Origin of the sequence: Streptococcus infantis (assembly GCF_047460825.1) — a bacterium.
GTDB lineage: Bacteria > Bacillota > Bacilli > Lactobacillales > Streptococcaceae > Streptococcus > Streptococcus infantis_V.
Map to the genome: position 1 here is coordinate 45,039 of NZ_JASHFO010000008.1, position 21,271 is coordinate 66,309.

Annotated in this window: 19 protein-coding genes; 7 read left to right on the plus strand and 12 right to left on the minus strand. The window is 41.7% G+C overall.

Annotated elements, in window-relative coordinates:
- Positions 1-2 precede the first annotated feature (2 nt).
- Complete coding sequence (locus QM911_RS03885; protein ID WP_414282472.1) at positions 3-1,010, minus strand: SPFH domain-containing protein; 1,008 nt, start codon at positions 1,008-1,010, stop codon at positions 3-5.
- Between the two features lie 184 nt (positions 1,011-1,194).
- Between QM911_RS03885 and ilvD the strand changes: the two genes are divergently transcribed.
- Positions 1,195-2,898: a dihydroxy-acid dehydratase gene (ilvD, locus tag QM911_RS03890; protein WP_049502667.1), complete on the plus strand. Its 1,704-nt coding sequence runs from the start codon at positions 1,195-1,197 to the stop codon at positions 2,896-2,898.
- Positions 2,899-3,003: 105 nt separating this feature from the next.
- Positions 3,004-3,372 carry a glyoxalase gene (locus QM911_RS03895; RefSeq protein ID WP_414313172.1) on the plus strand — a complete coding sequence of 123 codons (369 nt, stop codon included), beginning with the start codon at positions 3,004-3,006 and terminating at the stop codon, positions 3,370-3,372.
- 189 nt (positions 3,373-3,561) lie between these two features.
- On the opposite strand, the gene QM911_RS03900 is transcribed toward QM911_RS03895, so the two are convergent.
- The 3 genes from QM911_RS03900 to tgt form a co-directional block, all read right to left on the minus strand.
- Positions 3,562-3,903 (minus strand): metal-sulfur cluster assembly factor, encoded by a 342-nt coding sequence (locus QM911_RS03900; RefSeq protein WP_045763083.1) that lies wholly within the window; start codon positions 3,901-3,903, stop codon positions 3,562-3,564.
- Between the two features lie 261 nt (positions 3,904-4,164).
- The gene (locus tag QM911_RS03905) at positions 4,165-5,982 is read right to left on the minus strand and encodes an acyltransferase family protein (RefSeq protein ID WP_414313173.1); all 1,818 of its coding nucleotides are present in this window, start codon (positions 5,980-5,982) and stop codon (positions 4,165-4,167) included.
- A 131-nt stretch (positions 5,983-6,113) separates the two neighbouring features.
- Positions 6,114-7,256, minus strand: a complete 1,143-nt coding sequence (gene tgt / locus QM911_RS03910; RefSeq protein ID WP_004250663.1) for a tRNA guanosine(34) transglycosylase Tgt — start codon at positions 7,254-7,256, stop codon at positions 6,114-6,116.
- Positions 7,257-7,372: 116 nt separating this feature from the next.
- Here tgt and QM911_RS03915 point away from each other — a divergent pair, with 116 nt between their 5' ends.
- Entirely contained in the window at positions 7,373-8,230 is an 858-nt protein-coding gene (locus tag QM911_RS03915) for a DUF975 family protein (protein WP_049502670.1), read from the plus strand.
- Between the two features lie 47 nt (positions 8,231-8,277).
- Here QM911_RS03915 and QM911_RS03920 read toward each other — a convergent pair whose 3' ends face one another.
- The 8 genes from QM911_RS03920 to QM911_RS03955 form a co-directional block, all read right to left on the minus strand.
- Positions 8,278-8,640 (minus strand): DUF1304 domain-containing protein, encoded by a 363-nt coding sequence (locus tag QM911_RS03920; protein WP_004250661.1) that lies wholly within the window; start codon positions 8,638-8,640, stop codon positions 8,278-8,280.
- A gap of 10 nt (positions 8,641-8,650) precedes the next feature.
- Positions 8,651-9,076 carry a MarR family winged helix-turn-helix transcriptional regulator gene (locus QM911_RS03925; RefSeq protein WP_414313174.1) on the minus strand — a complete coding sequence of 142 codons (426 nt, stop codon included), beginning with the start codon at positions 9,074-9,076 and terminating at the stop codon, positions 8,651-8,653.
- 301 nt (positions 9,077-9,377) lie between these two features.
- A complete protein-coding gene (locus QM911_RS03930; RefSeq protein ID WP_414313175.1) occupies positions 9,378-10,241 on the minus strand; it encodes a DUF2262 domain-containing protein in 864 nt (287 codons plus the stop codon).
- Positions 10,242-10,390: 149 nt separating this feature from the next.
- Positions 10,391-11,536, minus strand: a complete 1,146-nt coding sequence (locus tag QM911_RS03935) for a LysM peptidoglycan-binding domain-containing protein (RefSeq protein WP_414313176.1) — start codon at positions 11,534-11,536, stop codon at positions 10,391-10,393.
- Between the two features lie 174 nt (positions 11,537-11,710).
- Positions 11,711-12,325, minus strand: coding sequence for an HAD-IA family hydrolase (locus QM911_RS03940; RefSeq protein ID WP_414313177.1), 615 nt, complete (start codon positions 12,323-12,325; stop codon positions 11,711-11,713).
- A gap of 3 nt (positions 12,326-12,328) precedes the next feature.
- Positions 12,329-13,609 (minus strand): MATE family efflux transporter, encoded by a 1,281-nt coding sequence (locus QM911_RS03945; protein ID WP_414313178.1) that lies wholly within the window; start codon positions 13,607-13,609, stop codon positions 12,329-12,331.
- 60 nt (positions 13,610-13,669) lie between these two features.
- The gene (gene thrC, locus QM911_RS03950; protein WP_414313179.1) at positions 13,670-15,154 is read right to left on the minus strand and encodes a threonine synthase; all 1,485 of its coding nucleotides are present in this window, start codon (positions 15,152-15,154) and stop codon (positions 13,670-13,672) included.
- Between the two features lie 74 nt (positions 15,155-15,228).
- A complete protein-coding gene (locus QM911_RS03955) occupies positions 15,229-16,506 on the minus strand; it encodes a gamma-glutamylcysteine synthetase (protein ID WP_414313180.1) in 1,278 nt (425 codons plus the stop codon).
- 370 nt (positions 16,507-16,876) lie between these two features.
- Between QM911_RS03955 and adhP the strand changes: the two genes are divergently transcribed.
- The 4 genes from adhP to QM911_RS03975 all read left to right on the plus strand — a co-directional run bounded on the left by adhP (position 16,877) and on the right by QM911_RS03975 (position 21,099).
- Positions 16,877-17,896, plus strand: coding sequence for an alcohol dehydrogenase AdhP (adhP, locus tag QM911_RS03960; RefSeq protein ID WP_049502676.1), 1,020 nt, complete (start codon positions 16,877-16,879; stop codon positions 17,894-17,896).
- A gap of 445 nt (positions 17,897-18,341) precedes the next feature.
- Positions 18,342-19,331 carry a PTS sugar transporter subunit IIB gene (locus tag QM911_RS03965; RefSeq protein WP_045613768.1) on the plus strand — a complete coding sequence of 330 codons (990 nt, stop codon included), beginning with the start codon at positions 18,342-18,344 and terminating at the stop codon, positions 19,329-19,331.
- A gap of 29 nt (positions 19,332-19,360) precedes the next feature.
- Positions 19,361-20,173: a PTS mannose/fructose/sorbose transporter subunit IIC gene (locus QM911_RS03970; protein WP_414313181.1), complete on the plus strand. Its 813-nt coding sequence runs from the start codon at positions 19,361-19,363 to the stop codon at positions 20,171-20,173.
- 14 nt (positions 20,174-20,187) lie between these two features.
- Positions 20,188-21,099 (plus strand): PTS system mannose/fructose/sorbose family transporter subunit IID, encoded by a 912-nt coding sequence (locus QM911_RS03975; protein WP_006149277.1) that lies wholly within the window; start codon positions 20,188-20,190, stop codon positions 21,097-21,099.
- The last annotated feature ends 172 nt before the right edge of the window (positions 21,100-21,271 follow it).

Sequence of the window (21,271 nt, forward strand, 5' to 3'; positions counted from 1 at the left end):
TTTTAATAAAGGCTTCCTGTATTGACAATTGGTTGTGCATCATGATTGCCACAGAGAACGACTAGGAGATTTGAAACCATAGCAGCTTTTCGTTCTTCGTCAAGTTCTACTAATTCTCCTTCATTGAGACGTTCTAGTGCCATTTCAACCATTCCTACAGCGCCATCAACAATCATCTTACGTGCATCAATAATGGCTGATGCTTGTTGACGTTGAAGCATGACGGCAGCAATTTCTGGAGCGTAAGCTAGGTAAGTAATACGTGCTTCAAGGATTTCCAAACCAGCGTCCTCTACACGACTTTGGATTTCTTCACGAATGCGACTAGCTACAATCTCGCTAGAGCCTCGGAGGCTGCCTTCATCTGCTTGCCCATCACCTGTAGTATCCACATTCGGAGACACATCGTAAGGATAGATGCGGACAATATTACGAAGGGCGCTATCACACTGCAATGACAGATATTCTTTATAGTTATCAACGTTGAAGACTGCTTTGGCTGTATCGACAACTCTCCAAGTTACCGCGATACCGATTTCTACGGGATTCCCTAAGCAATCGTTAATCTTTTGACGGGAATTGCTCAAAGTCATAACCTTGAGTGAAATCTGTTTCTTGCCAATTTCAAGATTTACGTCATTACCATTTGATGATTTCATCCCTGAAAAAGGGGATTTCGTGCTAACGTCACCACTTTGACCAAGTCGAGTGTGGATTGCAGGATTGACCGCTATGCTGAAGGGATTGACAAAGTAAAAACCAGGTTCTTTGATGGTCCCAGTATAGTTACCAAAGAGGGTCAAAACCAGTGCTTCCTGAGGTTTGACAACTTTTAAACCAGCATGAGCTAGTGCTGAAATTAAGATTAATAAAAGCCCGATAATAATTCCAAAAATGTTTTCCGAACCAGCACCCATTATAAATATAAGGAAACCAAGTACGAGTGCCAACTCAATGAGTACCAATGCTACTACACCATTTGGTTTTGAATTGATTAGTTTTTCAGTCATCAGAATGATCTCCTGTGTTTGATATCTAAATGATATCACTTTAATTTTAAATGTCAACAAAAATATGCAATCTTTTTTAAGAAGATTTCAATGGTTTGAATTGTCTGAAAATTCAAGAATTTTCTTCTGTTCATTGTTTTTAAAATGTGCTATAATGGTAAGAACTGAAATGGGAGGGAACTTAATGACAGAATTAGATAAACGTCACCGCAGTAGCATTTATGACAGCATGGTTAAATCACCAAACCGTGCCATGCTTCGTGCGACTGGTATGACAGATAAGGACTTTGAAACACCAATTGTGGGAGTCATTTCGACTTGGGCAGAAAATACACCATGTAATATCCACTTGCATGACTTCGGTAAGCTTGCAAAAGAAGGTGTCAAATCTGCTGGTGCTTGGCCGGTTCAATTTGGAACCATTACGGTAGCAGACGGGATTGCCATGGGAACGCCTGGTATGCGCTTCTCTCTAACGTCACGTGATATCATTGCGGATTCTATCGAAGCTGCTATGGGTGGTCACAACGTGGATGCCTTTGTGGCTATCGGTGGCTGTGACAAGAACATGCCTGGTTCTATGATTGCTATTGCCAATATGGATATCCCAGCTATTTTCGCTTACGGTGGTACTATCGCCCCTGGAAAACTGGATGGCAAAGACATCGACTTGGTTTCTGTATTTGAAGGAATCGGTAAGTGGAACCACGGTGATATGACAGCTGAGGATGTGAAACGTCTGGAATGTAATGCCTGCCCTGGCCCTGGTGGTTGTGGTGGTATGTATACTGCTAATACCATGGCGACAGCTATCGAAGTTCTCGGTATGAGTTTGCCAGGTTCTTCATCTCACCCAGCTGAATCAGCTGACAAGAAAGAAGACATCGAAGCAGCAGGACGTGCTGTTGTTAAGATGCTGGAGCTCGGTCTCAAACCATCAGATATCTTGACTCGTGAAGCCTTTGAAGATGCCATTACTGTGACTATGGCTCTAGGTGGTTCTACAAATGCCACTCTTCACTTGCTTGCTATTGCCCACGCAGCTAATGTTGACTTGTCACTTGAGGACTTTAATACCATCCAAGAACGTGTGCCTCACTTGGCCGATTTGAAACCTTCTGGTCAGTATGTCTTCCAAGACCTTTACGAAGTTGGTGGTGTGCCTGCGGTTATGAAGTATTTGCTGGCAAATGGCTTCCTTCACGGAGACCGTATCACATGTACTGGTAAGACTGTTGCTGAAAACTTGGCTGACTTTGCAGACCTCACACCAGGTCAAAAAGTTATCATGCCACTTGAAAATCCAAAACGTGCAGATGGTCCGCTTATCATCTTGAACGGTAATCTTGCTCCTGACGGTGCAGTTGCCAAGGTGTCAGGTGTTAAGGTTCGTCGTCACGTTGGTCCAGCCAAGGTCTTTGACTCTGAAGAAGATGCTATCCAAGCTGTCTTGTCAGATGAAATCGTTGATGGCGATGTTGTCGTTGTTCGTTTCGTTGGACCTAAGGGTGGTCCTGGTATGCCTGAGATGCTCTCACTTTCTTCAATGATCGTTGGTAAAGGCCAAGGAGACAAGGTTGCCCTCTTGACAGATGGACGCTTCTCTGGTGGTACTTATGGTCTGGTTGTCGGACATATCGCCCCTGAAGCTCAGGATGGTGGACCGATTGCTTACCTTCGTACAGGTGATATCGTTACGGTTGACCAAGATACCAAAGAAATTTCCATGGCCGTATCGGAAGAAGAACTTGAAAAACGCAAGGCAGAAACAACCTTGCCACCACTCTATAGCCGTGGTGTCCTTGGTAAGTATGCCCATACCGTATCTTCTGCATCACGCGGTGCCGTTACAGATTTCTGGAATATGGAACAATCTGGTAAAAAATAACTAGAAAATAAGCAGTCGCTAAATGACTGCTTTTTCTAGTTATTTGTATTTTCTCATAGAATGTTATAAAATCTTTGCTCTAACTATGATTACAAAGGAGAAACAATGTTTTCACAAAATACAGGAATTATGCTCTACGTAGATGATGTAGCAGTGGAGAGAGACTTTTGGTCTGCCATTGGATTTGAAGTTTTTAACCAACCAGAAATAATGGAATTTGAAACTTTTGAGATGAAACCTCACGCTGACAGTACGCTGACTTTCACTATCTATGCTAAGGATTTTATTCGTCAAGTATCACCGGAGGTAGTTGATATGAAACCCAGCCTACTCTTTGAGTCAGCAGATCTTCACGGTCTTCATAAACGCCTAGCTGCAGTGACTGATACCACTAGTTCGATCAATACTCAACCTTTCCCTAACTTTAACTTTGCAAATCCAAACGAACACTATTTTGCAGTTAGAGGAATCTAATAACAAAAAGGAGGTTGGGACAAAAAATCCCTACCTCACTTTTTATTAGCAATTAAACTTTGACGCGGTAGCTGATTGAACTTTTTGTTCGTCTTTTAGACTCCAAAAAGCTCCTAATCATCCTCGCGGGGCTGGGACTACGAAATCGAGACTTTGTCTATCGATTTCTGTCCCACCGCCTCTTGTATTTTAGCGTGGAGGAAGTCCTAGCGCTATACGTCCATAGCGACTGATGCGTGTAATCTTCCAGGCAGGTGACCAGGTAACTTCAACCCTAACATCCTCAATTCCTTCAATCTGTTTCAGACCTGCCACAATTTCAATAGGTAAACTTTCTGCACAGTCACAGGCTGTATCGGTGAAGGTCATGACAATTGTACAAAGACCAGCCTCGTCCAAATGAATCTCGTAAATCAAGCCAAGATTATAGACATCTAATTCCACATCTGTATCGTAAACTTTTTCTAGCTTGTCAATGATCTGATTTCCTAATGCTAAAGCACGGTCATTAATCTTGATGTCTTCTCTCATTGCATTCCCTCCATTTTCTGACTGCACCTATTTTCTCATAATTCTGACAATTTCGCAAGTTTTTCCCAATCAAGACGTGATCCGCCATAAAAACGAAAGCCTAGAGATTGCCATAGTTGGGCCAAACTACCCAAAAATCTAATAAGCTAGAGTAAGACGATATTGCCATAGGTTAGAGAGAAACTTAGAGAATGAATTATTTTCTAAGAAGTACTTTCTAAAAAGAAAAAGTAGAGAACGGTCATCTCTACTTTTTAAATATTATTTTGACTTCACAGGCTTATCTGCCAAGGCCTTGATAGCTGATGCTATCGTTTCTGCGTAGAGCTTAGCACCCTCTTCTAATTTGGTATTATCACTTCCAAAGTGAACCTGGTCTGTTCCTTTCCAGATGTCTGGATGATCTTTAGACACCTGATTCCAGTCTGCAACCTCAATGTAAGGATACTTTTGAGCTACTTCACGCACATAGCTAGCATACTGTTCTACATAAGGCTGAATTGCTTGAGTTGTATCACCCTCATAAGGTGTCACAAGTACAAGTTGATGTCCCTTAGGTAGATTCGTTATCAAAGAATCGATATCAGCCTTATAATCCTCAGGGTTATTCACTCCAGTAGCAATAACAACTATTTTAGGGAGGACTTTATTCTGACTGTGGTTGAGCATAATAGCATTGGCTTGCTTGGTATTTCTGCTTACTTGACCATCTGTCTGAGCGTCTGGTAGAACCTCTTTAAGTCCAGCTGTTGCACGCAAGGTTACAGAATCTCCGATGATGGATACACCTTCAGCAATATTGTAGCGACTGGCTTCTGCTTGATCCGCCATGGTTTTTGTACGGGTAATATTGGTTTGAGCTTGATTGAGGCCATTTACCATCAAATCCGTTTCAAAAGCACCGACTTGGGGAGCTATGAGCATCACAATCAGTGTCAGCAAGCTAAGAAAACCGACGCTACCCGCAAAGATTGGTTGAATATGCGGAATTTCTTTTACCCTTTGCAATAAGCTAGTGTTCTTCCCGGCAATGAAAGGTTCAATCACATAGAAAGAAAGACTTGCAAAGAGATAAGAAAAGATAGTGGTGAGAATCACTGCCGGTAGGTTGCTCATCAACTGAGAGAAAATGATATAAAACGGCCAGTGGAAAAGATAAACGGCATAGCTCGTATCAGCTAAGAAGCTAATTACCTTGGGTTCTTCAATCGTCGGAGTTTTCTCATGTAATACTCGTGCTGCAACGATCATCAGAAGGGCAGCTAAACTTGCCAACAAGAAGCCAAGCAAGTAGGCAAAGAGATAATTGAATTTCACAAAGAAGGTCAATAAGAGTAAAACTCCGAGACCAGCCCCAAATACTAGCAAGGTCTGCTTCAAGTCTAGGGTTTGATTCAAACGTTTGAGAAGAGGTGTCGTATGACGAACTCCTATCAAGGTCGCAAGCACACTTCCTAAAAAGAATGGATAAACATGAGTCAAACTTGAAAAGTAAAGCGTTGAGTATGAGCTAACGATAAAGCTACCAATAAACATTGAAAGAAAGCTAACGACGAAGGTAGCTGAAGATAGTAGAAAAACCATTCCCCGTAGTTGCCCACCTGTTTTGGCTTGCTTAGACATGAGCCAAACTGCCAAGCCCCACAAGATATAGTAATGAACTTCAACCGCTAAACTCCAGTTGTGAACAAAGAGGTGAGGGATAAATTGAGATTCATAACTTCCTCCTGTCAGCATTTCATAGAAGTTAGTCATAAAACCAAGGACACCAGCAATCTGACCACCGATTCCTGCCACATAATCCTGTCGAACCAAGAAAGTAAAAGGCATAACGACCAGGATCATCAAGACGACTGGGGGAAAAATCCGATAGAAGCGTCTTCTAAAAAATCCTAGGATATCGATTTTCCCTTTTTGTCCAAATTCTTCTAACAGGAGTGACGTAATTAGGAAACCTGAGAAGGTGAAAAAGACATCAACCCCGAAGAAACCTCCTGGAAAAACCGTCTGAAAGAAATGGTACAAGAGCACCAAGAGTAAGCCTGTAATCCTGATCAAGGAAAACCATTTAATACGCATACGAGTTTATTCTCCGTTCATTAGAGTAGTAAAAAACCATCTAATGTTCATTCCATACTACCTTTATTTTATCAAAAAAAGAAGAAAAATCCTAAGAGAAAACTTAGGATTTCAGCTTTAGATTGATAATCTTAGAAATTACGACCTGATTTATTGTAGCCATATTTTTCAACAAAATGCTCACGGAATTCCAAGAGATTGTCATCCATAATAGCCTGACGAACCTGCTTCATAAGATTGAGCAAGAAGTAGAGGTTATGATAACTTGTCAAGCGGATACCAAAGGTTTCGTCAGCCTTGAGCAAGTGACGAAGGTAGGCACGGGTGTAGTTCTTACATGTGTAGCAATCGCACTCAGGATCAAGTGGGGTAAAGTCCTCCGCAAACTGGGCATTCTTGACAACCAAACGTCCTTGGCTAGTCATACAAGTTCCGTTACGAGCGATACGAGTCGGCAAGACACAGTCAAACATATCGACCCCACGAATAACCCCATCAATCAAGCTATCTGGCGCTCCTACTCCCATCAAGTAGCGAGGTTTGTTTTCAGGAAGGAGTTGAGTGGTGAAGTCCAAAACTGCGTTCATCTCTTCATGAGTTTCACCTACTGCCAACCCTCCGATAGAGTAGCCTGGGAAGTCCATGCTGACAAGGTCATGAGCTGACTGACGACGAAGATCTTCAAATCCTGCACCTTGTACAATCCCAAACAAGCCTTGGTCATGTGGACGACGATGAGCTTTTAATCCACGCTCAGCCCAACGGCTGGTACGTTCGATTGACTTCTTCACATAATCATAAGGCTGATAAAATTGAGGACATTCGTCAAAGGACATCATGATATCTGAGCCTAGATTGTTTTGGATAGAGATGGCTTTTTCAGGTGAAAGGAACATCTTGGAACCATTGAGGTGGTTCTTGAAGGTTACCCCTTCTTCAGTAATATTTCGGCTATCAGCCAATGAATATACCTGGAAGCCACCACTATCTGTCAAGATAGGCTGATCCCAGTTCATGAACTTATGAAGCCCACCTGCTCGAGCAATCAACTCATCTCCAGGACGTAGCCACAAGTGATAGGTGTTAGAGAGGATAATCCCTGACCCCATCTCTTTCAATTCTTCTGGCGACTGAGTCTTGACCGTTGCTTGAGTCCCTACTGGCATAAACATAGGGGTTGGGAAGGTTCCGTGTGGCGTGATAATCTCACCCAGACGAGCTCCCGTGTGTTTTTCTTTTTTAATCAATCGATATTTGATTGGCGAATCTGACATTTTTTACCTCCGAAGCTGGGAAAGACAGTCCCGGTTCTTACTTTGTGCCCAAGGGCATACTGTATGATTCTATCAAAAAAAACAGGAACTGTCACGAACTATGGTATAATGAAAGAATGAAATACCCAAAAATTGATTTAAAAGAAGTTCGTCAACAAGCTAAACAGTTTCAAGCTGAACATCCACGTTTATTGCTTGTCTTTTTATTACCAAGCATTTTCTTGATTCTATCCAGCTTCATAAGTCCGTTATCCCTACTTGATGAGGGAATTCTTGATCAATCCTTCTTTACTTTTTTGATGAGCTTGATCCAGTCCTCACTCTTTCCTCTAGCAGTTGGATTCACAAGTTCTATTATCCTAGCTGGTGCTCTTTTTACAACCATTAATCTTTACAGAATTTCCGAGATAGAGCTTTCTTTTAAAGATAGTCTGTCCTTACTTGACAATCGCTTCTTCACCCAGACCTTTCTGACTCTCTTGCTCAAGCGTTTCTATCTCTTTTTGTGGAGCATCCCTAATCTTTTTGGAGTCTACTTGCTCTTTTATAGCAGTGCCATGGCTCGTAAATTTGTAGAACTTCATCCCGAATTTCCAGCTGTCGACGTCACCAATTCAGATATCGAACACTTCCTACTTACTTTTGCACTTTACTTCTTTGGTAGCGTCTTTCTGATGATTTTGGGAACCATTGCCTATCTGCCGCAATACTACGCTTATTCCCAAGTAGAGCTGCTCCTTTGTGATACCCTTGCAATTGGAATTGCCAAGCCAAGTCGCGTACTCAAAACTAGTCGCTTCCTTATGAAAGGCTATAAGTTCCAACGCTTCGTACTTGATTTACAACTCCTACCATGGTATCTTCTTATCTGGATCAGCTTTGGAATTGCGAGCATCCCTTCTTTCCCTTATATCTATAGTAGTCAATTCTTCTTCTATCAAAGATTACTCGAAATCAAGCGGAGAAAAGTTTAATGTGAATGATTAAAACCAGCACCTTCAATAGAAAGTGCTGGTTATTTTTATCTCAAGAAAAGGATACTCAAGAGTGCTAGGATTGCTGGTCCGCCTTGCTTTAGAATGATTTTTTTATCTGCTGTTAAGGCACCATAAGTCGCTGCTCCTACGACAAACAACACAAAGATTGTTACGATTTCTAAGCTATGTGAGAAATAAATTCCATAAATAAGAAATACCCCAATCAAGGCATTATAAATTCCTTGGTTTTTAAACAGTGAGGTGACAGAGGGGCGAGTCAACTCTTCCTTGTCCATATTAAAGACTCGGCTGGTTGCATCTGATTGGGTTGCGATACTTTCCAAATAAAAGATATAAAAATGCTCTAGAGCAACAAGGGTTGCTAAAATAGTAGTAATGATTGACATCGTTTTCTCCTTAAAATTCAATTTTTTCTAATCCTGATACTAGTTTTGTCAACAAAGCTGTCAGGTCTTGCTGCTCAGTAGAGGATAAGATGTTCTCCATCTGTTCCTTCACTCGCAAGTGATGTTTAGGCGGATTGACCAAGAGTTGATTCTTGGCTTCTTGGGTTAATTCGACTAAGACTTCTCGTTGATTAAGCGGATTACGTTTGCGACTGACATAGCCCTCTGACTCCAGTATCTTAAAATGACGGGTCAAAGCTGCCTGGTCAATCTGTAACTTCTCCTGAACGGCAATCTGGTTACAGGGTGAATTTTGTAGTAAAAATTGCAGGATTTGATAGCGGGTCAAACTAATTCCCAATTGTTTCTCAAAAAGTTGAGTAATCGTCTGATCTACTAAATGAACCTGGTAAAGTAAGTCGTTAATTTTTTTCATTTCTACCTCCCTGTAAATATTTGATTTATCAATTATTGATTAGTCAATTATAAAACAAATCAATTCATAATGCAAGTCTTTTGCTCATATTTCTGAAACATAGATAAGGGAACAAAGAGCGAAAGTCCTAGTCTGAATATACTATTCCAAGACCTCTCAAGCTTCATCAAGCTAGTAAAGTAGTCAAGGATATGGATTGAAAAAGGAAGTTTTCCTTAGACGAGCATGGTAACTATAAAGCGAGGCTGGGATTTTTTGTCCCAGCCTCTATTTCTTCTAAAATCTATTGAGAGCCTAAGTACTAACCTACCAAATCTGCTCGAAGGATTTCTCCCTCTTTATCGATGACAACTTCGATGGCATGGCCTGCAAAAATTTCCTCGCTATCATCATAGTAGAGAGTCAATTCCCCATCTTCGTTGATTGATAGTTCACTCAAGGAAAGTGAGTTAGTAAAATACTCTTCTGTTAACTCCACATCATTTTCATCTGAATCAATCCAGTCTTGAGCTGTTTCCCACAGTTCTTTGACGATATAGTCTTTAATCTTAGTATCTCGAACTTGGAAAGATTCCATAAATTTCTTTAAATCATCGAAAGAACTTGGAGGAAGACTTTCATCTGCACCCGCATCAAACATGGCATGAATCTTACCGCCCTCATAAGTGATGAAGCCTTCAAACCAAGAATAGGCTCTATTTAGGGTGAACTCGCCAAGAGCGTCTTGAATGATAACAGGTTTCTGGTAAGTTTCGATCAAGGTCTTTAACCTAGCATCCATAGATTGGTCATCTAGGTATTCCAGCAAGCGGTAGCAGTTGTTAGCCACTTCTGACATATAAGGCTCTAGCTTCATGAAGGGGCGTTTTTGACATTTAATACGATGAATTTTGTAGGGTTCAAAACTAAATCCCCAATGCTTTTCTTCAAATTCTTTCGGAGTCAGGAGCCATTCCAAACGTCCTTCAAGTTCAGAAAAGTCCTGAGTTTCGACATTGACACTAGCTTTAAAATGAACGGACGGCATTAGACACCCATCTTTTAAAGAAGCAGCCCCATTTACATTTTGGAGAGTAAAAATCAAGAGTTCAACAATTTCACCACAAAATTCCTGTTCAAAATCATCTCTTGTTTTCTCAAATGGGGGTTTTAATCGGTTTGTCATTCTTATCATCCTTTCGCTCTATGCTTAAAATCGTTAGTATAGCTTTGTATCCGCTTACATTATATCGTGTTTTAGATTTTATTTCACTTATAAAGTGTGTCATAACAAAAAAAGAAGCGGAAACTCAAGTTCCCAACTTCTCATTATTCTTAGTTCATCGATACGTGTACGTGGTCATAGTGGTTTTCTGTAACGCTTCCACGATCTGGCATTGGATTCCAAGTGTAGGCTGGTCCGTATTTACTATCAAATGGTGCGTAGAAACGTTGTTTCCAGATGATGTAGCTGATACCACGGCTAGCCATATTTTGGATAGCATAATCTGCAATTTGGTCACCAAGAGCAGAGCTTACTGGAACCATAAAGTCAATGGCAAGTCCTTTTCCGTGGTCGCCACTATCACCAGGGCGGTAGCCACTAAATGATGTGATTCCGAACAAGTTAGCTACTTCCTCTTTAAAGGCAGCTGTTTGTGGCTGAAGACCTGCATTTTCTGATTTTGAAGCTGCAATACTTGCATAATCAGGTGCTGCTGGTGCTGCATAAGTCGCTGATGAACCTTGACTTGCTTCAGCTTGATAAGTTGATGGTGCTGATTGAGTCTCTGTTACAGTCTCTGTAACTGGTGCTTCTGTTGTAGTCGTTTCTTCCACTACAGGTGTTTCTGCTACAGTTTCAGTAGTAGCCTCTGCTACCGGCTCTTCTACTGGTGCTGAAACTTCTGCAACGGTTCCTGTTGTTGTTTCTGCTGCAGATCCTTCTGCTGGTGTTGCAACTTCAGTAGTGGCTTCTACTACTGACTCTTCTACAGGTGCTACAACTTCTGTTGTTGCTTCTGCCACTGGCTCAGCTACAGTTGTTTCTGCAACTGGTTGAGTTAAATCTTCAACCTGTACAGTTTGGTCATCTACAGTGACTTGGTTGGTTGTCAAATCTACTGTTGCAGTTGTACCTTCGCCACCTTGAACTGTATCAGGGGTTTGAATTTCAACTTCTGTCACTTCTTCTTTTTCATTAACAGTTGTTGTAAGGACTGTCTCAGGGAAGATCAAATCAATATTGCTGATCTTGTTCAAGTTAGCAAGAACGGTCACATCCACTCCCAAAGCTTCGGCAATGGTACTTAAGGTATCACCATACTGAATCGTATAGCTTGTTTTATTCTCACTCTTGGTAACATCGTTTTGAATTTGCTCAACACTGCGTGCTGTCCATGCTACTTCTTCTGCTTGGGTTGCCAATACTGGGGCAAATGACAAGGCTACTGTTGAGGCTAATAATATTCTTTTCTTCATTCTTTCAAATTCCTTTCAAATGAGTACCTGTTTATCATAACACAAAAAAAGCAGAAAAAAAGCCCTTTTAGGGCTATTTAACAGAACTGTACATTCATTGTAACAAATCACATTAGTTGAAATAGTTTGTTTGTATTTTGTTACAAAACTGACATGTTCTCTTTCATAAAACTTTCAAAAAGAGAGAGAAGGAATATCCTCTAAACAAGAAATCTGATGATTGTAATCCATCGGACTTTCAAGAAAATTAATACTCTGAATCCCACTATTTTGAGCAAATTCGATATCCAAAGTCCGATCCCCTATATAATAAGTTTGCTGTGGATCTAGTTCATACTTATCTAGAAGATAAATCGCAGCTTCTGGACTAGGCTTCCGAGCAAAACCACTTTGATTGGTTAAAATTTCTGTGAAATAGTGGGCCAAACCCAAATTCTCCAAAATAGTAAAAGCATTGTCCCCTTTATGGGTATAAACAAACTGCTCAATTCCTTGCTGATCTGCCCAAGCTAAGATTTCACGCGCCCCTTGCATCAAAACAACTTGAGCATTCTTCTCAGCCAAGCTCTGAGCACGAACCTGATTGAGCATATCAGCATCCAAGCCTCTTTCTTCTCCCACCTTTTCCAACAGATCTTGAACGGAAGTTTTTAGAATAAAGGCACGAACCTCAGCCTTATCATAAGGAATGTCAAACTGGGCAAAAGTCTCTTCGATTCCTGCTAAGATGGCTACATAAGAATCCAGTAAGGTTCCATCTAAATCCCAAATAAAAGCTATTTCTTGCATTTCTCATCCTTTCGATGTCATATAAACTTGGTAACGATAGCGTAGGAACATCCAACGGAAACCATTATCCAAAAGCGTTCCTGCCCAAATACCAGGCAAGCCCCAACCAAGAACAATTCCCATCAAGTAACCTGTTCCGATACGTATACACCACATCCCGATACTTGTTGCATAAAAGGGAAGGCGAGCATTTCCCAAACCCTGCCAGACAGCTGTATAAATGACTGTCCCCGTCGTCATAGGAGTCCCTAGTAGAGAGAACAGCGTTACCAAAACACTGGCTTTAATGGCTGTAGAATCACTGGTGTAGAGGTAACTTAGTGGGGTTCCGAGAGCATAGATACTAAGCGTCAAGGGCAACATGAGAAAGAGGGATAGCCAAAAAGTTTGCCTACTGAGCTTGTCCACCCTTGCCCAATCATTCTCCCCTACTGCTCGTGCCACCTGCATTACTGTTGCCGTCGCGACAGCAAAAGCAGGCATGTAGTTAAATTGAGTCAAGACTTCACCAATCGCGTTTCCCGCAACTGCCTCTGTCCCAAAGGAAACAACCAAGGCAATAATGACCACATCTCCAGCTCGCATCATGAGACGCTCTCCCGCTGCAGGTAAAGCCAAGTTTAGCAAGTCTTTATCCAGTCCAAACCTTGGCCTCGTATATGGAAGTTTTAATTGTGACCACAAAATCACAACCCCGACCAAACGAGATAGAATGGTCCCCCAAGCTACACCAGCAATGCCCATATCAAGGATAAAAATAGCCATACTTGAAAAGACAATATTCAAGGCATTAGACAAGAGGCTAACATAAAGCGGAAGTCGCGGATTATGAGTAGCACGAATCAAGGCACCCAAACTAGTCATCAAGCCCAAGAGGACAATTGTCCCACCGACCAAAGCTAGGTATAGTCCACCACTCTCAGCTACAGACGCTTCTGTCCCCAAAAGGCCAATCATCTCTTGGCCAGCAAAGATGGACAAGCCACCTAAAACTAAACTCAGTAGCAGGGTTATCTTGAGCGCTTCTGTCACATGGTAGGCCAGTCTAGACTGGTCCTTCTGCCCCAGACTTTTTGAAATGACGCTGGAAATAGCCGCTCCCAAAGCAATAAAAATAGCCTGGTAAATGGTGATAATGTTACCCGCTACAGACACACCCGAAATGGCGATTAAGCCCAGATGTGCCACCAGATAGCTATCTACCATCCCCATGAGCATCTGCAAGAAATTTTCACCCATGGCTGGCAGAGCTATGTTGAGAATGTCTTTATTTTTCTTAAACAATCCTTCCTCCTGATGAAAAGAAACTCAGTTAGTTTCCCAACCGAGTTTACTTCCTCTGTTTTAAAGTCCTAGATAAGATTCTACTGCCGCCTGCATCTCTGCTGCTGCAACAGTTGTCTTGTGACGAACTGGAGCTGTTTCAAGGCCATCAACTGCTGGTGGCACTGCTACTCCTGAAATTTCGTGTAATTGAGCCAAGGCTTCAAAATCGCTCAAACCTGATTGTCCAGTTACAGCTTCCACTGCAACCACTGGGAATTTGTAAGGACTAGCTGTTGATGCAATCACGGTCTTAGTCGCATCACCTGTCGCTGCTTGGTATTTTTTATAAACAGCTGAGGCAACCGCTGTATGAGGATCCTCGATGTAAGAATCTGACTCGTAGACACGCTTAATTTCTGCTGCGGTTTCCGCTTCTGTCGCATACTCCGCTGCAAAGAGGTCAAGAATCTCTGCATCAAAATCTTTCAATTCATACTGACCTTGAGTGTTCAAAGCATCCATGAGTTCAGCTGTCTTAACTGCATCATTACCCAAAAGGTGGAAAATCAAGCGTTCCAAGTTTGAAGATACCAAGATATCCATAGATGGGCTAGTGGTTACCTTAAACTCACGCTTCTTGTCATAGACACGAGTTTTAAAGAAGTCTGTCAAGACATTGTTGTCATTTGAAGCACAGATCAATTTCCCAACTGGCAAACCGATTTGCTTGGCGTAAAAGGCAGCCAAGATATTTCCAAAGTTTCCTGTCGGTACGGTGAAGTTTACCTTGTCACCGGCCTTAATTTCGCCAGTTTTAACAAGCTGAGCGTAAGCATAAACATAGTAGACAATCTGTGGTACCAAACGACCGATATTCATAGAGTTGGCTGATGAAAATTGCAACTTGTTAGCTGCCAATTTCTCACGAAGGGCCACATCGTTGAACATATGCTTCACGTTGGTTTGAGCATCGTCAAAGTTTCCATCGATAGCGATAACATGAGTGTTGTCCCCAGTTTGAGTGGTCATTTGCAACTCTTGTACCTTGCTGACACCATCTTTTGGATAAAAGACGATAATTTCAGTTCCAGGAACATCCGCAAATCCTGCCATGGCAGCTTTTCCAGTGTCCCCAGATGTCGCTGTCAAAATGACAATCTTGTTTTCCAAGCCATGTTTCTTAGCTGCCGTTGTCATAAAGTATGGCAAGATAGACAAGGCCATGTCTTTGAAGGCAATGGTTGAACCGTGGAAAAGTTCCAAGTTGTATTGGCCATTTAGTTTGACAAGAGGAGCAATGGCTGGTGTATCAAACTTGCTGTCATAGGCATTGGTGATACAGTAGTCCAACTCCTCTGCTGTAAAGTCATCCAAGAAAGCTGACAAGACAAGCTTAGCCACTTCTTGGTAAGAAGCATCTTTTAATGTGTCAAAATCCAAATCTACCTTTGGATAACTAACCGGAGTAAATAAACCTCCATCAGTTGCCAAACCTTGCAAAATCGCTTGGCTGGCTGTTACGGTATTTTTTGCGTCTCGCGTTGATTGATAAACTAATGTCATAAATCTCTATCCTTTATCTATAGTCTCATCCATTATAACATGATTTTTCAGAAAATTCTTCCTTTATAAGAAAATTATAGAGTCAATTTTTCTTTCAAAGGCTCTAAATAGGTTGTTTCTTGCTGACCTCTCATTTCAAGACCTTGCTCTACTATAGCTAGCAAGTCTTTGGAGAATTGAACAATTCCAACTGTCTCCTCATCTGAAAGCTGTTTCTTAGAAAACCGACGTCTCAAAGATTTGTAGTCACGACCAAATATCTCAAAGAAAGGTGCTGTTTCTAGGTATGTTTCAAGCTTGTCTAAATTTACCAACAAACCTAGATGAAAGGCTGCCGAAGCAAAGGTTCGGTCTAGGGGTTGCGTACAAACACTACGGAATTCAACCGTCCCTCGAGTTGTTAGGTCTTGATATTGGTAACTACGGTGCGTTTGAAAATCCTTCTCATGAGGAACAAGCAGAGTTTCTTTTCCATTTAAAGTATAGGCCGAAACTTCCTCAGTAGCTAGGTAATCTCTAGCCCGAATCGGAGAAAAATAGTAAGTTTCCCCATCTCGTTCTGCTGTAAAAATCGCAGAGTGGTCTAGATAATCAAAGAAATCATCCTCATCTTTGAAGAGTCTGGCATTGACACCAACATTCTCTGGATAAATCCCATGCATGGAAGCTTCCCAAAAAATATCCCGTGAAATCTTAGTATCCCATTCTGCTCCCGAAAACTCAGAATTGGCAAATAAGAAAGCTTTGGCTGCCTCAATATGAGTGAAAGCATTAATGACACGTAGGTAGTTAGCAGTCGATACGTCCAACTGAACTTGACTCCCACAGATAAAGGCTCCATATTGTGGGAAGTTATGCAAATTAACTCTCTCTTGGCGACTTCCCATATGTAGGTAATCCATCAGCATCTGGTAGCGTGGATAAGCCACCGGTCGATTGTCATTCTGATCCCAGTTTGGATGAATCCCCCACCCCTGGATAGCATGATCCTTTTCGCCTAGTTTTTCCTGAATGACCTTCATATAAGCTTGAAATCGTCCTTGGACCTCTTGGATTTTCTGGACTCTGCCAAAGGCAAACTCCAAGGTCGTGTAGGAAACTTCAAACAGAATCCGATCTTGACTCAACGGTTCTACAAGTTGAATCGGATTGCCATCCTGATCTTCCTTTTCAACTTCCAGACTGAGAGCATCAACCAAAAAACGCATCAAGTCCTTGCTGACTTCAATATCTGTAGGCTGACCTTTCGTATGAACGATAGGAAACTCCAACTCAATACCGATGTAGAGTTCTGGATTTTCTTTGATATTCTTTAAATAGCGGTTTTTTAATAACTGAATTGAAGGGGACATACATACCTCTCATTCTAACTTCTCATACTAGAAAATAAATTACTCTCTATTATACCAAAATCTCCCAGAGAAGGAACTTAGAAAATCTGTTTGCAACCCCGCTCCCTAGATTTAGGATCTAACAGCTTCTTATTTATATGAAATTTCATGTCAAGACACCGGATATCATTGTGTAAATTTCACAATTTTATCAACTGGTTAAGCGATTACATATGTTTTTGCATCAAATCCCTTGTACTATATTAAATATCGTGATATACTTCACATATAGACAAAAAAGAGGGCAGTTCAAATTCGACTTCACTTGAATCACGATTCAAGGCAAGCCCCTTTTCCTCTGCACCTCAACTACTAATCAAGGAGGATAGCTATGAAAGCTGTTGTTGTAAATCCAGAAGGTACTGGTGTTGCTATTGAAGAAAAAGTGCTCCGTCCGCTCGAAACTGGGGAAGCACTTGTTGAAGTTGAGTACTGTGGTGTTTGCCACACAGACCTCCACGTTGCCCATGGTGACTTTGGAAAAGTTCCAGGACGTGTTCTCGGTCACGAAGGGATTGGTATCGTAAAAGAAATCGCTCCTGATGTTAAGAGCCTAAAAGTTGGCGACCGCGTCAGCGTAGCTTGGTTCTTTGAAGGCTGTGGTATGTGTGAATACTGTACAACTGGACGCGAAACTCTTTGCCGTTCAGTAAAAAATGCTGGCTACTCAGTTGATGGTGGTATGGCAGAACAATGTATCGTAACTGCAGATTATGCCGTTAAAGTTCCAGAAGGTCTCGATCCAGCCCAAGCTTCTTCAATCACTTGTGCCGGTGTCACCACCTACAAGGCTATCAAAGAAGCAAAAGTTGAGCCAGGCCAATGGGTTGTACTCTATGGTGCTGGAGGACTTGGTAACTTAGCTGTTCAATATGCTAAAAAAGTATTCAACGCTCACGTTATCGCAGTAGATATTAACAACGATAAACTTGCTCTAGCTAAAGAAGTTGGTGCTGATATCGTTATTAATGGTCTTGAAGTCGAAGATGTCCCAGGGCTTATCAAAGAAAAAACAAACGGCGGTGCTCACTCAGCTGTCGTAACAGCTGTATCAAAAGTTGCCTTCAACCAAGCAGTTGACTCTGTTCGTGCAGGCGGTCGTGTAGTAGCTGTCGGACTCCCTTCAGAAATGATGGATCTAAGCATCGTTAAAACGGTTCTTGATGGTATTCAGGTCATCGGTTCCCTAGTTGGAACACGTAAAGATTTGGAAGAAGCCTTCCAATTTGGTGCTGAAGGTCTCGTTGTTCCAGTCGTTCAAAAACGTCCTGTCGAAGATGCCATTGCTGTCTTTGATGAAATGGCTGCTGGTACCATCCAAGGTCGCATGGTTCTAGACTTTACTCATTAAGATAAATAATAAATAATAAATAATAAAACGAGGTAGGGACAGTAGACCCCACCTCGTTTTTTAGCAATAAAATTTTGGCATAGCAACTAATCGAACTTAAAGTTCTTTTTTTAATGCTCAATAACACCATTAAAGAAAACGTCATTTTTCTATCCACATTCTTTCAGCATCCAATGGTTGAGTGAAGTAAAAGAGGCTGGAACTAAGTTACCGAGATTTGGTTGGTCCACTTCTGCACTACCACTTTTTATATTAAATTTTTTTACCATTCTATAGACTATTCTATTAAATGTTGATATATCAACATTTAAAAAGATAAGACTTTTAGATTTTTTCACTCTTTATTATAATTAGTTGCTTTTTTTTTGAAAACGATTTATACTTAAGGAGTCTTAAAGTTTTCTTAAACTAAGAGTCAAACATTTTATAAGGAGGAATGACAATAATGAGTATCGGAATCATTATTGCGAGCCACGGTGAATTTGCCGCTGGTATTCATCAGTCAGGATCTATGATCTTTGGTGAACAAGAAAAGGTTCAAGTTGTAACCTTTATGCCAAACGAAGGTCCAGATGATTTATACGCCAAGTTCAACAATGCTGTGGCTGCATTTGACGCAGAAGATGAGGTCCTAGTCTTGGCTGACCTTTGGAGTGGTTCTCCATTTAACCAAGCTAGCCGTGTAATGGGAGAAAATCCTGAGCGTAAATTTGCCATCATTACAGGACTTAACTTGCCGATGTTGATTCAAGCCTACACAGAGCGCCTGATGGATGCCAATGCTGGAGTAGACAAAGTCGCTGCGAACATCATTAAAGAAGCCAAAGATGGCATCAAGGCTCTTCCAGAAGAGCTAAACCCAGCTGAGGAAGTTGCAACTGCTGCAGCTGCTCCTGTAGCCCAAGCTGCTATTCCAGAAGGAACTGTTATTGGAGACGGTAAATTGAAAATCAATCTTGCTCGTCTTGACACACGTCTTCTTCACGGGCAAGTCGCAACTGCTTGGACACCAGATTCAAAAGCAGACCGTATCATCGTTGCTTCAGATAACGTAGCTAATGACGATCTTCGTAAAGAATTGATCAAACAAGCGGCTCCTAACGGAGTTAAGGCTAACGTTGTTCCAATCAAAAAATTGATTGAGGTTGCAAAAGACCCTCGCTTTGGTGAAACACATGCCCTTATCTTGTTTGAAACACCACAAGATGCCCTTCGTGCTATCGAAGGTGGTGTGCCAATCAAAACTCTTAACGTTGGATCAATGGCTCACTCAACTGGTAAAACAATGGTCAACAACGTATTGTCAATGGACAAAGACGACGTTGCTACATTTGAAAAAATGCGTGACCTTGGTGTTGAATTTGACGTACGTAAAGTACCAAACGACACTAAAAAAGATTTGTTTGACTTGATTAGCAAAGCTAACGTTCAATAATTTACATTAAATAGAAAAGGAATAAAACCATGTCAGATATTTCAATCATTTCTGCTATCTTGGTTGTAGTTGTTGCCTTCTTCGCAGGTCTTGAAGGTATCCTCGACCAATTCCAATTCCATCAACCAATCGTAGCATGTACCCTTATCGGTCTTGTAACTGGTAACCTCGAAGCAGGGGTTATGCTTGGTGGATCACTTCAAATGATCGCCCTTGGTTGGGCAAACATCGGAGCTGCCGTAGCTCCTGACGCTGCTCTTGCCTCTGTTGCTGCTGCAATCATCATGATTAAAGGTGGTAACTTTACTACTGAAGGTATCGCAGTCGCAACTGCAACTGCAATCCCTCTTGCCGTAGCTGGACTCTTCTTGACTATGCTTGTTCGTACAGCTTCAGTTATCTTGGTTCACTCTGCTGACGCTGCTGCTAAAGAAGGAAACATTGCTGCTGTTGAGCGCGCTCACTACTTTGCCCTTATTCTTCAAGGTCTACGTATTGCAATCCCTGCAGCCTTCCTTATTGCTATCCCAGCTTCTGCTGTTCAAGACGCTCTTGGTTTAATGCCAGACTGGTTGAACGGTGGTATGGCTGTCGGTGGTGCCATGGTCGTTGCCGTTGGTTACGCTTTGGTTATCAACATGATGGCTACTCGTGAAGTGTGGCCATTCTTCGCTATCGGTTTTGCTCTTGCAGCAATTTCTCAATTGACTTTGATTGCCCTTGGTGTCATCGGTGTTGCCCTTGCCTTCATCTACCTCAACCTTTCTAAACAAGGTGGAAACGGTGGCGGAGGAGCTGCAACTTCTAACGATCCAATCGGTGATATCCTAGAAGACTACTAGAAAGGGGAACAATCATGGCTGAAAAAATTCAATTATCAAAATCAGATCGCCAAAAAGTTTGGTGGCGTTCACAATTCCTTCAAGGTTCTTGGAACTACGAACGTATGCAAAACTTGGGTTGGGCTTATTCTTTGATCCCAGCTATCAAGAAACTTTACACTAAAAAAGAAGACCAAGCAGCTGCTCTTGAGCGTCACCTTGAATTCTTCAACACTCACCCATACGTAGCTGCTCCAATCATGGGGGTTACTCTTGCACTTGAAGAAGAACGCGCTAACGGTACTGAAATCGATGACGCTGCTATCCAAGGTGTTAAGATTGGTATGATGGGACCTCTTGCTGGTATCGGTGACCCAGTCTTCTGGTTTACAGTTCGTCCTATCCTTGGTGCCCTTGGTGCATCACTTGCTGCAACTGGTAACATCGTTGGACCACTCCTCTTCTTCTTTGGATGGAATGCAATCCGTATGTCTTTCCTTTGGTACACACAAGAGTTTGGTTACAAGGCTGGATCTGAAATCACTAAAGACATGTCAGGTGGTATCTTGAAAGACATCACTAAAGGAGCTTCTATCCTTGGTATGTTTATCCTTGCCGTTCTTGTACAACGTTGGGTATCCATCAACTTCACTATCAACCTTCCAGGTAAACAATTATCAGAAGGTGCCTACATCAACTTCCCAGAAGGTGCTGTTACAGGTGGAGAATTGAAGGGTATTCTTGGCCAAGCACTTAGTGGTATGAGCTTGGATAGCGTTCAACCACAAACGCTTCAAGGTCAGTTGAACTCATTGATTCCAGGATTGATGGGACTTCTCCTTACTTTCCTTTGCATGTGGTTGCTTAAGAAAAAAGTATCTCCAATCACAATCATCCTTGCCCTCTTTGCAGTTGGTATCGCAGCTCGTTTCTTCGGTATCATGTAATCTCGACGAGAATGTACAAACAAAAAAAGAATCAGGATTATCTCCCAATGTCATTAAGTTAGTAATCTAACTATTTGAATAGGAGATAGGATTGAGATCATCAAAGTGATTCTCTATCCTATCTTCTATTTTTTTGCATGACAAATAAAGGTTTTTTCACCCTATTTTTTGA

Bases quoted from the DNA above. Each gene is read 5' to 3' on its own strand.
- QM911_RS03885 (WP_414282472.1), bottom strand. From the start codon at position 1,010: ATGACTGAAAAACTAATCAATTCAAAACCAAATGGTGTAGTAGCATTG.
- ilvD (WP_049502667.1), top strand. From the start codon at position 1,195: ATGACAGAATTAGATAAACGTCACCGCAGTAGCATTTATGACAGCATG.
- QM911_RS03895 (WP_414313172.1), top strand. From the start codon at position 3,004: ATGTTTTCACAAAATACAGGAATTATGCTCTACGTAGATGATGTAGCA.
- QM911_RS03900 (WP_045763083.1), bottom strand. From the start codon at position 3,903: ATGAGAGAAGACATCAAGATTAATGACCGTGCTTTAGCATTAGGAAAT.
- QM911_RS03905 (WP_414313173.1), bottom strand. From the start codon at position 5,982: ATGCGTATTAAATGGTTTTCCTTGATCAGGATTACAGGCTTACTCTTG.
- tgt (WP_004250663.1), bottom strand. From the start codon at position 7,256: ATGTCAGATTCGCCAATCAAATATCGATTGATTAAAAAAGAAAAACAC.
- QM911_RS03915 (WP_049502670.1), top strand. From the start codon at position 7,373: ATGAAATACCCAAAAATTGATTTAAAAGAAGTTCGTCAACAAGCTAAA.
- QM911_RS03920 (WP_004250661.1), bottom strand. From the start codon at position 8,640: ATGTCAATCATTACTACTATTTTAGCAACCCTTGTTGCTCTAGAGCAT.
- QM911_RS03925 (WP_414313174.1), bottom strand. From the start codon at position 9,076: ATGAAAAAAATTAACGACTTACTTTACCAGGTTCATTTAGTAGATCAG.
- QM911_RS03930 (WP_414313175.1), bottom strand. From the start codon at position 10,241: ATGACAAACCGATTAAAACCCCCATTTGAGAAAACAAGAGATGATTTT.
- QM911_RS03935 (WP_414313176.1), bottom strand. From the start codon at position 11,536: ATGAAGAAAAGAATATTATTAGCCTCAACAGTAGCCTTGTCATTTGCC.
- QM911_RS03940 (WP_414313177.1), bottom strand. From the start codon at position 12,325: ATGCAAGAAATAGCTTTTATTTGGGATTTAGATGGAACCTTACTGGAT.
- thrC (WP_414313179.1), bottom strand. From the start codon at position 15,154: ATGACATTAGTTTATCAATCAACGCGAGACGCAAAAAATACCGTAACA.
- QM911_RS03955 (WP_414313180.1), bottom strand. From the start codon at position 16,506: ATGTCCCCTTCAATTCAGTTATTAAAAAACCGCTATTTAAAGAATATC.
- adhP (WP_049502676.1), top strand. From the start codon at position 16,877: ATGAAAGCTGTTGTTGTAAATCCAGAAGGTACTGGTGTTGCTATTGAA.
- QM911_RS03965 (WP_045613768.1), top strand. From the start codon at position 18,342: ATGAGTATCGGAATCATTATTGCGAGCCACGGTGAATTTGCCGCTGGT.
- QM911_RS03970 (WP_414313181.1), top strand. From the start codon at position 19,361: ATGTCAGATATTTCAATCATTTCTGCTATCTTGGTTGTAGTTGTTGCC.
- QM911_RS03975 (WP_006149277.1), top strand. From the start codon at position 20,188: ATGGCTGAAAAAATTCAATTATCAAAATCAGATCGCCAAAAAGTTTGG.